Source organism: Arthrobacter sp. P1_D4, from assembly GCF_056406115.1.
Genome location: NZ_JBFUAU010000018.1, coordinates 98,803 through 111,940 on the forward strand (window position 1 = coordinate 98,803; position 13,138 = coordinate 111,940).

Annotated in this window: 12 protein-coding genes and 1 riboswitch; of the genes, 2 read left to right on the forward strand and 10 right to left on the reverse strand. The window is 67.6% G+C overall.

The window, feature by feature from the left end; all coding sequences use genetic code 11:
- Positions 1-39: 39 nt before the first annotated feature.
- The 5 genes from AC1D0A_RS17900 to AC1D0A_RS17920 form a co-directional block, all read right to left on the reverse strand.
- Positions 40-1,479 carry an aminotransferase class V-fold PLP-dependent enzyme gene (locus AC1D0A_RS17900; protein ID WP_476946425.1) on the reverse strand — a complete coding sequence of 480 codons (1,440 nt, stop codon included), beginning with the start codon at positions 1,477-1,479 and terminating at the stop codon, positions 40-42.
- Positions 1,480-1,513: 34 nt separating this feature from the next.
- A riboswitch (SAM riboswitch) is annotated at positions 1,514-1,627 on the reverse strand.
- A gap of 77 nt (positions 1,628-1,704) precedes the next feature.
- Complete coding sequence (gene hisN / locus AC1D0A_RS17905; protein ID WP_028277489.1) at positions 1,705-2,535, reverse strand: histidinol-phosphatase; 831 nt, start codon at positions 2,533-2,535, stop codon at positions 1,705-1,707.
- 76 nt (positions 2,536-2,611) lie between these two features.
- The gene (rsgA, locus tag AC1D0A_RS17910) at positions 2,612-3,727 is read right to left on the reverse strand and encodes a ribosome small subunit-dependent GTPase A (RefSeq protein WP_079553032.1); all 1,116 of its coding nucleotides are present in this window, start codon (positions 3,725-3,727) and stop codon (positions 2,612-2,614) included.
- Complete coding sequence (gene aroA, locus AC1D0A_RS17915; RefSeq protein ID WP_476946426.1) at positions 3,711-5,144, reverse strand: 3-phosphoshikimate 1-carboxyvinyltransferase; 1,434 nt, start codon at positions 5,142-5,144, stop codon at positions 3,711-3,713. The genes rsgA and aroA overlap by 17 nt, the downstream gene beginning before the upstream one ends.
- Positions 5,145-5,151: 7 nt before the next feature.
- Entirely contained in the window at positions 5,152-5,700 is a 549-nt protein-coding gene (locus AC1D0A_RS17920; protein WP_476946427.1) for a DoxX family protein, read from the reverse strand.
- A gap of 134 nt (positions 5,701-5,834) precedes the next feature.
- On the opposite strand from AC1D0A_RS17920, the gene AC1D0A_RS17925 reads away from it, so the two are divergent.
- Together AC1D0A_RS17925 and rsrA are read left to right on the forward strand one after the other, a co-directional pair.
- A complete protein-coding gene (locus AC1D0A_RS17925) occupies positions 5,835-6,701 on the forward strand; it encodes a sigma-70 family RNA polymerase sigma factor (RefSeq protein ID WP_476946428.1) in 867 nt (288 codons plus the stop codon).
- On the forward strand, positions 6,698-6,958 hold the full coding sequence (gene rsrA / locus AC1D0A_RS17930; protein WP_018775287.1) for a mycothiol system anti-sigma-R factor: 261 nt from the start codon (positions 6,698-6,700) through the stop codon (positions 6,956-6,958). Before AC1D0A_RS17925 ends, rsrA begins: the two co-directional genes overlap by 4 nt.
- Before the next feature lie 97 nt (positions 6,959-7,055).
- Here the strand turns inward: rsrA and AC1D0A_RS17935 are convergent, their stop codons facing one another.
- The 5 genes from AC1D0A_RS17935 to AC1D0A_RS17955 all read right to left on the reverse strand — a co-directional run.
- Positions 7,056-7,130 carry a 50S ribosomal protein bL37 gene (locus tag AC1D0A_RS17935; protein WP_104061284.1) on the reverse strand — a complete coding sequence of 25 codons (75 nt, stop codon included), beginning with the start codon at positions 7,128-7,130 and terminating at the stop codon, positions 7,056-7,058.
- Between the two features lie 114 nt (positions 7,131-7,244).
- A complete protein-coding gene (locus AC1D0A_RS17940; RefSeq protein WP_028277494.1) occupies positions 7,245-7,883 on the reverse strand; it encodes a PadR family transcriptional regulator in 639 nt (212 codons plus the stop codon).
- Positions 7,883-8,710 carry a DUF4097 family beta strand repeat-containing protein gene (locus AC1D0A_RS17945; protein ID WP_243181229.1) on the reverse strand — a complete coding sequence of 276 codons (828 nt, stop codon included), beginning with the start codon at positions 8,708-8,710 and terminating at the stop codon, positions 7,883-7,885. Before AC1D0A_RS17945 ends, AC1D0A_RS17940 begins: the two co-directional genes overlap by 1 nt.
- A gap of 150 nt (positions 8,711-8,860) precedes the next feature.
- Complete coding sequence (locus AC1D0A_RS17950) at positions 8,861-9,460, reverse strand: GDSL-type esterase/lipase family protein (protein ID WP_028277496.1); 600 nt, start codon at positions 9,458-9,460, stop codon at positions 8,861-8,863.
- A 112-nt stretch (positions 9,461-9,572) separates the two neighbouring features.
- Positions 9,573-13,138, reverse strand: a 3,566-nt coding sequence (locus AC1D0A_RS17955) for a multifunctional oxoglutarate decarboxylase/oxoglutarate dehydrogenase thiamine pyrophosphate-binding subunit/dihydrolipoyllysine-residue succinyltransferase subunit (RefSeq protein ID WP_476946429.1), incomplete at its 5' end; no start/stop codon positions are given.

Below are 13,138 nucleotides of genomic sequence, written 5' to 3' on the forward strand. Positions count from 1 at the left end.
TTCGAATTTACCGCACCCGCGCCGGGCCCCGGTCCTGCGCTAGTCGAGGGTGCAGGGCGCAGCGCCGGCCGTGCCCGGGGTGTTCGGCGCCCAGTGGGGGTAGCTGCGGGTATCGTTGGCCGGCACCCAGCGCCCGGCGTCCACCACGTAATCCCAGCCGAGTCCGTTTTGCCGCAGCTGCTGCAGGCCGGCCAGCAGGCGTTCGGCGTCCTCCAGTCGTGAGCCGAGGCCGAAGCTGGCCCGCAGGGAGCCGGCGGGCAGGCCGAGCCGCTTGAGCAGCGGGTGGGCGCAGAAGCGGCCGTCGCGCAGGCCAATGCCGTGTTCGGCCGACAGGTAGGCGGCCACCAGTCCGGCGTCGTAGCCTGCCACGGAAAAGTTCACGACGCCGATCGTGCCGGTGTCCGGCTGATCGCCTCCAGTGGAAGAAGCGGAGGAAGAATCGGAAGCAGAATCGGCAAAGATCCGGTGCACGGTTACCCCTTCGATGCCCTGGAGGCCCTCGACGAGGAAGGACCGGATGGCGTCCTCGTGGGCCTGCCACTGCTCCGAGTCCAGGGCTGCAATGACCTGGGTGGCGCGGGCGAGGGCCGCCGCACCGAGGACGTTCGGCGAGCCGCCCTCGTGCCGGGCGGGTCCTGTGGTCCAGCTGACGGAGTCGAGCCGGGCATCGCGGACCGCGCCGCCGCCGGCCAGGTGCGGGGTGCCGGCGTCGAGCCAGTCCGTCCGCCCCACCAGCACGCCGGCGCCGAACGGGGCGTACAGCTTGTGCCCCGAGAAGGCGAGGTAATCGACGTCGTCCGCGGCGATATTGATCCGCCGGTGCGGGGCGAGCTGCGCGGCGTCGACAACGATCCTGGCGCCGTATTCGTGCGCCAGTGCGGCCAGGGTCCGGATCGGGAGGATCTCCCCGGTGACGTTGGAGGCGCCAGTGACGGCCAGCAGGCTGACGCCGCCGCGGGCGAGTTCGTCGCGCAGGCGGTCCACGGTGGCCGCGAGGGTGGCGGCGGCCACGACGCTGCGGTGCGGGACATTCTGCCAGGGCAGGAGGTTGGCGTGGTGTTCGATGTCGAGGTAGAGGACCTCGCCCGCGGGCCGCCCGTCGCGCAGCGGCAGGCAGCCGGCCAGCAGGTTCAGGGAATCGGTGGTGTTGCGCGTGAAGATCACGGAATCGCCGGGCCGGCCGCCCACGAAGTCCCGCACGATGTCCCGAGCGTTCTCGTAGACGGAGGTGCTGATCTGCGATGCGTAGCCGGCGCCACGGTGCACGCTTGCGTAGTACGGCAGGATTTCGTTCAGGTAGGCCGAGACCACGGACAGGGCCGGGGCAGAGGCGCCGTAGTCGAGGTTGGCGTAGCGCGCGTGGCCGCCGGTGATCAGCGGGGCCTGGATCTCGGCCCCGGTGACGGCTGCCAGCGGGCGGGCCGCGAGGGCAAGCCGTGCATGGAATTCAGGGGCAACGGGGAAAATGGCAGTTGTCATGGGACCTCACTCGAACAGGACCCCACACCGTGGGAATCCGCGCTTGCCGGGTCCGTTCCGGACCGGCCAGGTCGTCACCCGGGGCACCCCACCGCGACTGGAGGGTTGCCGGCCAGCAAACCGGGGTTTAGCGCTGGCACTCGTGACCTGCATCGAGCGTAGGACATCGGCGCAGCCGGGGAAAAGGCGGCCGCCGATTGTGAAGCGGATTATTACGGGCGCGGATCAGTTGTTCGGGTGGGCCTGGAAGAGGTCGTCGAGTCCGGGGTTGAGACGCTTGAGGACTTCCGAGTGCAGGATCGAATTGGTGGCCAGGGCGTTGCCGCCGAAGGGGCCGTCCTCGCCTTCGAGCGAGGTGAAGCGGCCGCCGGCCTCGGTCACGATCGGCACCAGGGCGGCCATGTCGTAGAGATTCAGCTCGGGTTCGCAGGCGATGTCCACGGCTCCCTCGGCCACGAGGCAGTACGACCAGAAGTCACCGTAGGCGCGGGTCCGCCACACTTCCTCGGTCAGGCCCAGGAACTCATCCAGGTTCCCGCGTTCCTTCCAGCCGCCAAGGCTGGAGTAGGACAGCGACGCGTCCTCGAGATTGGAGACGTTGGATACCTTCAACCGTGTGGCGGCGGCGAGCGAGCGGCCGGTGTAGGCGCCTGCACCCTTGGCGGCCCACCAGCGCTTGCCCAGTGCCGGCGCGCTGACGACGCCGACCACCGGCTCGCCCTCATCGACGAGGGCGATCAGGGTGGCCCAGACCGGGACGCCGCGGACAAAGTTCTTCGTGCCGTCGATCGGGTCGATGATCCACCGGCGGGAACCGTGGCCCGAGCTGCCGAACTCTTCGCCCAGGACCGCGTCACGCGGACGTGACCGGGAGAGCTGGCCGCGGATGGCCTCTTCCGCGGACTTGTCGGCATCGGTGACGGGTGTGAGGTCGGGCTTCGTCTCGATCCGAAGGTCGAGCGCCTTGAAGCGGCTCATGGTCTGGGAATCGACCGAATCTGCCAGTACATGGGCAAGGCGCAGGTCATCGTTGTAGCTCGAAGCTGGTTGGCTCATGGTTCCAAACTACCGTCAAACCCGGCTGCCGGGCGGGAGGCCGCGGCTCGGCGCCGCCGCCCCGTTGCCGGTCCGGCTAGGAAACGGTGCCCAGTTCCTTGGTTTCCTGCGCTTCCATCCGCGGGTCAGTGCCCAGCAGCCGGCGCAGGGACGCGAGCCTGGCCGGTCCCGAGGGCCCCGCGTGCCCGGCCGCAACCCACTTGTCGACCCCGCAGTTGACGGCGGTGGAGTCATGCTTGCAGCCGCGTTCGCAATCATCGGTGCCCGGTTCCAGGTCCGGGAAGGAACGCAGGATCCGGTCCGGGTCCACGTGGGCCAGGCCGAAGGACCGGATGCCGGGGGTGTCGATGATCCAGCTCCCGGCCGGGGCATCGTTGACTTTGAGCGCCAGTGCCGACGAGGACGTGTGGCGGCCGCGGCCGGTGACCGCGTTCACGCCTCCCGTGGCCCGCTCGGCCCCGGTCAGGGCGTTGACCATGGTTGACTTGCCGACGCCGGAGTGGCCCAGCATCACGGTGACCTTGCCGTCGAGGTAGTCGCGCAGCTGGGATACCGCGTCCTTGTCGAGCCGGGCGGAGAGCCCGTCGTCGGAGCGGGCGTCGATGCCGGAAGCGGCGGAGTCGGCGGTCTTGGAGATGATGACGGGGAAGTCGAGGTGCTGGTAGTTGGACAGCAGCTCGGCGGGATCCTTGACGTCGGCCTTGGTGACGAGCAGCAGCGGTTCGATGCCGGCGTCGTACGCGGCGACCAGTGCGCGGTCGATGAAACCGGTCCGCGGCTCGGGGTTGGCGGCGGCGACCACCACCACCAGCTGGTCGGCATTGGCCACGACGGCACGTTCGATCGGGTCCGTGTCGTCGGCGCTGCGGCGCAGCAGCGTCTTGCGGTCCTGGATCTTGACCAGCCGCGCCAGGGTGTCGGGCTCGCCGGTGACATCCCCGACCAGGGAGACGAAATCGCCGGCAACCACCGGGTTGCGGCGCAGCTCCCGGGCACGGGCCGCGATGATCTTGCGTTCGTCCGCGGTCCCCTCGCCGACGACGGCGGTGTAGCGGCCGCGGTCAACGGTGATGATGCGTCCGGTGACGGCGTCGTCGTAGCTGGGCCGGTCCTTGGTGCGGGGCCGTGTGCCCTTCTTGTTCGGCCGGATCCGGACGTCGGACTCGTCCCAGGAATCAGTGCTGCGTGCCACCGGCGGTGTCCTCATCTGCGGCGGGTCCCTGGGCCAGCATCGCTTCCCAGAGTTGCGGGAAATCGGGCATGGTCTTGGCCGTGGTTGCGATGTCCTCGACTTCCACGCCGGCTACGGCAAGGCCGAGGATGGCGCCGGCGGTTGCCATGCGGTGGTCCGCATAGCTGTGCACCACGCCGCCGTGCAGCGCGGCCGGGCGGATGATGAGGCCGTCGGAGGTTTCTTCGGCGTCGCCGCCGAGGCGGTTGATTTCGGCGACGAGGGCGGCGAGCCGGTCCGTTTCATGGCCGCGGAGGTGGGCGATACCGCCCAGCCGTGAGGGGCCGGTGGCGAGGGCGCACAGCGCGGCTACGGTGGGGGCGAGTTCGCTGGTCTCGTCGAAGTCGCCGCCCTTGATCTCCGGCCCTCCGCTGACGGTCAGTGTGCCGCCGTCAACCGTCACCGTGGCGCCCATAGCGGTCAGGATTCCGCGCCAGAGATCACCCACCTGGGTGGTTTCCGCGGGCCAGTTCGGGATCCGCACGGTGCCGCCGGTGGCCAGGGCCGCCGCGAGGAAGGGTCCGGCGTTCGAGAGGTCCTGCTCGATCCGGACGTCGAAGGAGCGGATCGGGCCGGGGGAGACAACCCAGTGGTTCGGCACCGAGTCGTCGACCGCCACGCCCACACCGCGCAGAACGGCCACGGTCATGTTGATGTGGTCCAGGCTCGGCACGGGCTTGCCGACGTGTTCGCTGCTTTGATGTTCGAGGTGGAGTCCCTCGGTGAAGCGCGCCCCGGCCAGCAGCAGGGCGGAGACAAACTGGGACGAAGCGCTGGCATCAATGACCAGGTGGCCGCCGCGCACTTCACCAGAGCCGTGCACCGTGAACGGCAACGACGACGCCGGACCGCCGTCGGGTGCGGTGACTGCCACACCCAGGCCGGCGAGAGCCTCGATCATGGTGCCCATGGGGCGTTTGCGGGCATGCGGGTCGCCGTCGAAACGGGACTCACCGCGGCGCAACGCGGCCACCGGCGGCACAAAGCGCATGACTGTACCGGCCAGGCCGCAGTCGATCGCCGTGTCCGCCGACACGGTATCCATGCTGATCGGGACGATTTCCAGGTCGGGGCCGAAGGCGCCGTCGCCGGGCACTTCCGTGACGGTGGCCCCCAACTGCCGCAGGGCCTCAATCATCAGCGCGGAATCCCGGGAGTGCAGGGGAGCGCGCAGCCGGGAAGGTCCGTCCGCGAGGGCGGCGAGCACGAGGTACCGGTTGGTCAGTGACTTGGATCCGGGAACGGTGACAGTGGCATCGACCGGCCGTGCTGCGAAGGGGGCGGGCCAGTGCGTACCGGCGTCGGCTGCATGGGGACCGGCTGCGTGGGGGCCGGCAGGGTGGGACGGGGCAGCTGCAGAGGGGGTGGTGCCAGTCATTACCGTCTTAGGCCCCGGCAGAGTGGTCTGCGGCCTTGCGGACGACTTTGTCGGCCTTCTTCAGCTGCTTGTTGGTGGTCTTGCGGGCATCGGCGGCGAGGTGTCCGGCGCTCTTCCTGGCATCGGCGGCCAGGTGCCCGGCGCGCCAGGCCAGGCTGGGCTTGCCGGCGGTATCGACCGCGGCGAGGAGCACGCCGCCGGTGAGGGAGACGTTTTTCAGGAGCTGTTTGCGGCGGGCGTCGCGGGCTTCCTTCGAGGAGATGTCCGCGCTGCGCCATTCGACGTAGCCGTTCAGGAGCGAAATGACGGCGAGCAGGGTGGCCGCCAGCCGGGCCGACTTACCGAGGGCGAAGCAGACGCCGGCACCGATCTGGGTGCCGCCGATCACGCGTGCCACGACTTTCTCATTTGGCTGGAACGGCAAGGCGTCGGCCGCACGCCGCAACAAGGGGGACAGCTGGGCCGCAGTGTCATCCGCGTTCTTGAGCTTGTCCATGCCGGCGAGGACGAAACTGGAGGCGAGCATGGGCCGGGCGAGAAAGCGGACAAACGACATGAATTTCCTCCTGGATGGACGAACAGCGGCTTCACTGCGGGAGAACCGGTTCTAGTCTTGCACTTTTGCGGAATATTTGCCCGCAGGACGTGGTTGTGAAAGGCAGATCCCAGCAGGCTAACGAAGGCGGAGATTTGACTCTGGTCAAAGACAGGGCGGAACCGGAAGCCGGTTCCGGGCAATCATGGACCCTCGCGCTTGCGTCGGTTCCGGGTGCCCGGCGGAAGGTGACAGTAGACTTGAACGCAATGAGCACCATGGACCCGGCCGTTGCGGCCATGCACGAGGTTGCCGGAAACGACGCCACGCCCACCAAGACACCTGATGCCGGCACGCCCGCCGCTTTGGAGACCGAGGTGGACGGGAAGCCCCTTGATGTCTCCTCCGAGTCCGCGGAAGAGCGCCGGGTGCGCTTTGAGCGTGACGCCATGCAGTACGTGGACCAGCTGTATTCGGCGGCCATGAGGATGGCCCGGAACCCCTCCGACGCCGAGGACCTGGTCCAGGAGGCGTATACGAAGGCGTTTTCCGCATTCCACCAGTACAAGCCCGGAACCAATCTGAAGGCCTGGCTGTACCGCATCCTCACTAACACGTACATCAACCTGTACCGGAAGCGTCAGCGCGAGCCGCTGCAGTCGAATTCGGACACCATTGAGGACTGGCAGCTGGCCCGCGCCGAGTCGCATACGTCCTCGGGACTGCGTTCGGCGGAGGCTGAGGCCCTGGACCACCTGCCCGACTCGGATGTGAAGCGCGCCCTCCAGTCGATTCCGGAGGAATTCCGGCTGGCCGTGTACTTCGCCGACGTCGAGGGTTTCGCGTACAAGGAAATTTCGGACATCATGAACACCCCCATCGGGACCGTCATGTCGCGGCTGCACCGCGGCCGGAAGATGCTGCGGGACATGCTGGCGGACTATGCCGCCGAACGAGGATTCAGGGCCGCCACCGAGTCAAGCGCCGCGGCCGACAGCAACAAACAGGAGAACAGGAAATGAGCGACTGCCAGGGACTGGGCGATTGCGATGACGCCCGGATGCAACGTATCTATGAATATCTGGATGGTGCGCTCACGCGTGCAGACATCGCAGAGATCAAGGACCACCTGGACAGTTGCCCGGAGTGCCTGGAGCAGTACGACCTCGAATGTGTCATCCGCGTGATGGTCAAGCGTTCGTGCACGGAAGCAGCTCCGGAAAACCTCAAGAACTCCATCCTGGACCGGATTCACTCGATCCGGACAGTGGAAGCGTGAGCCGGACCAGGGAAGCCTGAGCCGACATAAACGAATGACCCCGGAATCCGTGAGGATTCCGGGGTCATTCGTTTAAAGCTGTCATTCCAAGCTTTGCTTAGGCGTTGGGGCGCTTACCGTGGTTCGCGCCGCCACGCTTACGGTCACGACGTTTACGTGCACGTTTGCTCATAGCTGGCCTCCTTAATCTTGGTACTCAAAAGAGCTGCCCTCAAGTCTCCCACATCGCGGCACCCGCCGCGAACCGGAGGCCCGTGCTACGGGCCGCGGCCGGTCCGGCCCGGCCTCAGCCCTCCAACGAATTTCGGATCGAGATCCGGGCCTGGTCCAGCACGGTCCTGACCGTTTCGAGCGTGACGGCGGTAACCGGACGGCTCCCGGCATGACGGCGCAGTTCCACCCGCATGTCGTCCCGGAACGCCTGCACCAGCATTTCCGCCTCCTTCAGCCGCCGTTCGCCCTCCGGGGAGTACCGCGGGCTTCCCGCGCCGCCGGCAGTGCCCGTCCCGCCGGCAGAACCGGCGGCGCGGGCCGAGGTCCGGGCCGCCTCCGCCGTGGCCGCAAGGTCGGCCCGGAGGCCGCGCATGTTGACGCGGATGTCCTGGCGCAGGTTGTCGGCAAGCCGGCGGACCGACGCCGAGATGTCGTTCTCGACGCCGGCGAGTTCGTCCCGCCGGCGGTTCAGTTCCGTGAGGCCGGCCGGAGTGATGCTGTAGTTGGTGCGGCGGCCTTCCGTGCGGGTGGCGACGAGCCCTTCCTCTTCGAGCTTGCCCAGGCGCGGGTAGATGGTTCCGGCACTGGGGGAGTACGTGCCGCCGAAACGCTCGCTGAGCGCCTTGATCAGCTCGTAGCCGTGCTTGGGGCCCGATTCGAGCAGGGCGAGCAGGTACAGCCGCAGCGCCCCGTGGGCGAAGACGGGAGGCATCAGAGGGCCGTTTCGGTGTCCGGGCTGGGCTGGCCGTGGAAGAGCGACGTTTTTCCGGAGACCGAGTTGGTCCGGACCAGCATCAGCTTGGCGTCCGGTCCCGCAATGGTCTGCACCGTGCCGCCGGGCTGGACGTACCTCGTGTCATCGATGACCACCGCGCCGCTGGCGGACTTGGCCACGATGTCCACCCCGACGTCGTGCGGCAGCCGGATGGTGACGTCGCCGGAGACCGAATTGGCGCCAAAGTCATGGGTGAAGCCGTGCAGGTCGAAGTTCAGGTCGCCGCTGACGGTGTTCGCCCGGATGTTGCTGAATTCGCCCGAGGCCGTCACTTCACCGGAGACGCTCTTGGCGGTCAGGACGCCGCGGTGGTTGCGGGCAATCACCTCGCCGCTGACAGTGTTGACGGACAGGTTGCCGGCGGTGCCGTCGGCCAGCACGGATCCCGAGACGGTGTTGAGCCGGGTGTGGCCGCTGAGCCCGGAAACCATGCCGTCGCCACTCACCGTCCCGGCCTCGACCTCGACGCCGGCCGGCAGGGCGATGCTGATGACCACCGAGTTGCTGCTGCCGTTGTTGACGGTGCTCATCAGGTTCTTGAACCAGCCCTGCGGGCCGTGCAGCTGGTGGCGGACTTCCAGGCGGCCGTTGACGATCGAAACCGACAGGGGATCGCCTTCGATTTCGGAGACCTCGATCCTGGCAACGTCCTCGTCATGGGTGACGACGTCGAAGCGGCCGCGGACAATCCCGAGTTTGAGGGAGTGGACGCCGTCGACGTCGATGGTCTGCGGGCCGGTCACGGTCCACGTGTTCTCTGACATGGTTCCTCCGGAAAGGCGAAAGGGGCTGGGCAACTAACGATATATCGCGACTATGAAGTCACGATATATCGCGCTTGCCGGCAGGTCAAGATATATCGCGAAATCCCCTGGAGGGTGGGACCCGGCGCGACCGGTTGCCTGCTTACCCGCCTATTCCGGAGTGTCCAGGCCCAGCCACTGGAACCAGCCGCGGTGCAGCACGAGCCAGGCCATGAGGCCATAGCCGGCCTGGCCGGGCGTGCCGCCGTTGGCCGCGAGGTCCTGGCGCCACTGCTCGTGGTTCAGCAGCGGCGAGAACGTGTCGACATAGAGGTGCTTCCGGCGCGTCGTGACGTCGGCGAAGGCGGTGTTGAGCTCGCCGAGCCTGCGGTTCTGTGCGGGGTCGAGCGTGGGCGGCGGGCCCACGACGAAGACCTCGATCTTGTTCTGGGAGGCGGAGTCCAGGATGTTGGCCAGGTTCAGGCGGCTTCGGGCAGTGGACAGGCCGAACTCAATGTCGCGTCCTGACAGGCCGATCACCAGGCGGTTTTCGTGGTGGTTGCCGAATCGTCGGCCCGACTCCTCGAGCCAGCGGGCTGCAAGGCCCTCGGTGCCCTCTTCGGGGCATGGCAGGGAGTAGCACTCCAGGGCCACGCTGTCCTGCGGCGTGCGGGCCAGGACCCGGCCCAGCCAGCCCAAGGCGCGCGGATCACCAAGCCCGGCCAACAGCTCGTCCCCAACGGCTGCGATCCGCAGCTTCCGATCTTCCACGACTACCTCTTCACTTCAACGCTGTCCATCAAGCTGACCACTAATAGTCCATTAAACAGAACCGCCCGGCCGGAGTGTTGTTGTTTCAGTCTCCGGCCGGGCAGTAATGCCGCTATTTACGAGCGAATGCCTGCTTGAGCAGGGAGTCCTGTTCTGCCGCGTGGCGCTTCATCGACCCTGCCGCGGTGGAGGCCGAGGCGGGGCGGGAGATGAGGCGGACCCGGCGGTCCAGGGCGTCCGGCAGGTTCAGGCCGATGAACGGCCACGGACCCTGGTTGGCCGGTTCATCCTGCGCCCAGACCACTTCGGCGTTCGGGTACTTGGCCAGCTCCGCGGCGATCTCGTCGGCCGGCAGCGGGTACAGCTGCTCGACGCGGACGATCGCCGTGGTCTTGTTCTCGGTCTTCTGCCGGGTGGACAGCAGATCGTAGTACAGGCGTCCGGAGACCAGCAGCACGCGTTCGACGGCGTCGGCCTGCAGCTGCGCGTGTTCCGGAATGACCGGGCGGAACGAGCCGGTGGTGAAGTCCTCCACGGAGGACGCGGCGGCCTTGAGGCGGAGCAGCTGCTTGGGCGTGAAGATGATGAGCGGCTTGCGCGGCCTGCTGTACGCCTGGCGGCGCAGCAGGTGGAAGTGCGAGGCCGACGTCGTGGGGTTGGCCACGATCATGTTCTCTTCGGCGCACATCTGCAGGAAGCGCTCGATGCGGGCGGAGGAGTGGTCCGGGCCCTGGCCCTCGTAGCCGTGCGGCAGCATGAGAACCAGCGAGGACCGCTGGCCCCATTTCTGCTCGGCCGAGGAGATGAACTCATCGATGATGGTCTGCGCGCCGTTGACGAAGTCACCGAACTGCGCTTCCCAGAGCACCAACGCATCCGGGCGTTCCACCGAGTATCCGTATTCGAAGCCCATGGCGGCGTATTCGGAGAGCAGCGAATCGTAGATCCACAGCTTCGCCTGGTCATCCGAGAGGTGGGACAGCGGAAGCCACTCGTCGCCGTTGGCGCGGTCGTGGAAGACGGCGTGGCGCTGCACGAAGGTGCCGCGGCGCGAGTCTTGGCCTGCGAGCCGGACGGGGACGCCTTCCATGATGAGCGAACCGAACGCGGCCAGTTCACCGAAGCCCCAGTCGATGCCGCCTTCGCGGGACATCGCCTCACGCTTCTCCAGCAGCTGCTTGAGCTTGGCGTGGACGGTGAAGCCGTCCGGGATATCGGTGTGGGCCTTGCCGATGCGGGCCAGGGTCTCCGCGGAGATCGCGGTGGATACCGGCGCGCTGACGCCGGAATCGGACTGCTGGGCCATCGGGCGTTCCAGGTCCGACACCGCGGCCGAATCGGCCGTGATGATCGGGATCGGGGACGTCTGGGCCGCGTGGGTTTCCGCGAAGACGCGTTCCAGGCGTTCCTGGTAGTCCCGCAGCAGCTGCTCGGCTTCTTCCTCGGTGATGTCACCGCGGCCGATCAGTGATTCGGTGTACAGCTTGCGGACCGAGCGCTTGGCCTCGATCAGGTTGTACATCAGCGGCTGGGTCATCGAGGGGTCATCGCCCTCGTTGTGGCCGCGGCGGCGGTAGCAGACCATGTCGATGACAACGTCCTTGTGGAACCGCTGACGGAACTCGTAGGCAAGCTGCCCGATGCGGACCACGGCCTCCGGGTCGTCGCCGTTCACGTGGAACACCGGTGCCTGGATCATCTTGGCGACGTCAGTGGAGTACGTGGAGGAACGCGAGGACGACGGTGCAGTGGTGAAGCCGACCTGGTTGTTGACCACGATGTGGATGGTGCCGCCGGTGCGGTACCCGCGCAGCTGGGAGAGGTTGAGCGTTTCCGCGACCACGCCCTGGCCCGCGAAGGCGGCGTCGCCGTGCACCATGATCGGCAGCACGGGGAACGCCTCGCCCTGGTCCAGGCGGTCCTGCTTGGCACGGACGATTCCTTCGAGGACGGAATCGACGGCCTCAAGGTGGGACGGGTTCGCGGCGAGGTAGACCTTGGTCTCCTTGCCGTTGTCCGAGGTGAAGGTGCCCTCGGTGCCCAGGTGGTACTTGACGTCACCGGAGCCCTGCACGGAGCGCGGGTCCTGGGTGCCTTCGAATTCGCGGAAGACCTGCGCGTAGGTCTTGCCCGCGATGTTGGTCAGCACGTTGAGCCGGCCGCGGTGGGCCATGCCGATCGCCACTTCGTCGAGTTCGTCGTCGGCGGCGTCGGAGATGATCGCGTCCAGCAGCGGGATCAGGGACTCGCCGCCCTCGAGTGAGAAGCGCTTCTGGCCGACGAACTTCGTCTGCAGGAAGGTCTCGAAGGCCTCGGCGGCGTTGAGCTTGGAGACGATGCGCAGCTGCTCGTCGCGGCTCGGCTTCGAGTACGGGTGCTCCAGCTGGTCCTGGAACCACTTGCGCTCGGCCGGGTCCTGGATGTGCATGTATTCGATGCCGGCGGTGCGGCAGTAGGCATCACGGAGGACGCCGAGGATGTCGCGGAACTTGAGCATCGGCCTGCCGCCGAAGCCGCCGGTGGGCCACTCGCGGTCCAGGTCCCACAGGGTCAGGCCGTAGGTCAGGACATCGAGGTCCGGGTGCTTGCGCTGGACGTACTCGAGCGGATCGGTGTCCGCCATGAGGTGGCCGCGCACGCGGTAGGCGTGGATCAGCTGCTGGATCCGGGCGACCTTGTTGATCTCGTCGGCCGGGTCCACCTGCAGGTCGGGGCTCCAGCGCACGGGCTCGTAGGGGATGCGCAGGGACTCGAAGATCTCGTCGTAGAAGTTCTGTGCGCCCAGCAGCAGCTGGTGCACGAGCTTGAGGAACTCGCCGCTGCCGGCACCCTGGATGACGCGGTGGTCATAGGTGGACGTCAGCGTGAGGACCTTGCTGATCGCGTTCTGCGCGATGATCTTCTCGCTGGCACCCTGGAACTCGGCCGGGTAGTCCAGTGCGCCGACGCCGATGATGGCGGCCTGGCCCTTGGACAGGCGCGGGACCGAGTGGACGGTGCCGATGCCGCCGGGGTTGGTCAGGGACACGGTGGTGCCGGAGTGGTCGTCCGCGGTCAGCTTGCCGTTGCGGGCACGCTTGATCAGGTCCTCGTAGGTGTGCCAGAACTCGGAGAAGTTGAGGGTCTCCGCCTTCTTGATGTTCGGGACCATGAGCAGGCGGGTGCCGTCGGGCTTGGGCATATCGATCGCGATGCCGAAGTTCACGTGCGCCGGCTGGACAGCCACCGGCTTGCCGTCGATCTCGTCGTAGTAGACGTTCATCGACGGGAACTGGGACAGGGCGCGGATGACGGCGTAGCCGATCAGGTGCGTGAAGGAGACCTTGCCGCCGCGGGCGCGGGCCAGGTTGGAGTTAATGACCACGCGGTTGTCGATCAGGAGCTTCGCCGGGATGGCGCGCACGCTCGTGGCGGTCGGCACTTCCAGGCTGGTGACCATGTTCGAGGCGATCGCCTTGGCCGGGCCGCGCAGGACCGAGACGACGTCTTCTTCGGGAGCCGTCGGGGCCTTGAGGTTCTTGGGCAGCTGCGCCGGGATCGGCGCGGTGCCGGGGCCGGCGTCGGAAGTCTTGGAGCCGTCCCGGGCGACGGTGGCCGGGGCTTTCTTGGCGGCGGGCGCAGCCGGGGCGGCGGGGGCTGCGGGCGCAGCCGGGGCGGCGGGGGCTGCGGGCGCAGCCG

What these genes read in the sequence shown, in the direction of transcription:
- AC1D0A_RS17900 (WP_476946425.1), bottom strand. Translation starts at nt 1,479, where the DNA reads ATGACAACTGCCATTTTCCCCGTTGCCCCTGAATTCCATGCACGGCTT.
- hisN (WP_028277489.1), bottom strand. Translation starts at nt 2,535, where the DNA reads ATGAGCCAACCAGCTTCGAGCTACAACGATGACCTGCGCCTTGCCCAT.
- aroA (WP_476946426.1), bottom strand. Translation starts at nt 5,144, where the DNA reads ATGACTGGCACCACCCCCTCTGCAGCTGCCCCGTCCCACCCTGCCGGC.
- AC1D0A_RS17920 (WP_476946427.1), bottom strand. Translation starts at nt 5,700, where the DNA reads ATGTCGTTTGTCCGCTTTCTCGCCCGGCCCATGCTCGCCTCCAGTTTC.
- rsrA (WP_018775287.1), top strand. Translation starts at nt 6,698, where the DNA reads ATGAGCGACTGCCAGGGACTGGGCGATTGCGATGACGCCCGGATGCAA.
- AC1D0A_RS17940 (WP_028277494.1), bottom strand. Translation starts at nt 7,883, where the DNA reads ATGCCTCCCGTCTTCGCCCACGGGGCGCTGCGGCTGTACCTGCTCGCC.
- AC1D0A_RS17945 (WP_243181229.1), bottom strand. Translation starts at nt 8,710, where the DNA reads ATGTCAGAGAACACGTGGACCGTGACCGGCCCGCAGACCATCGACGTC.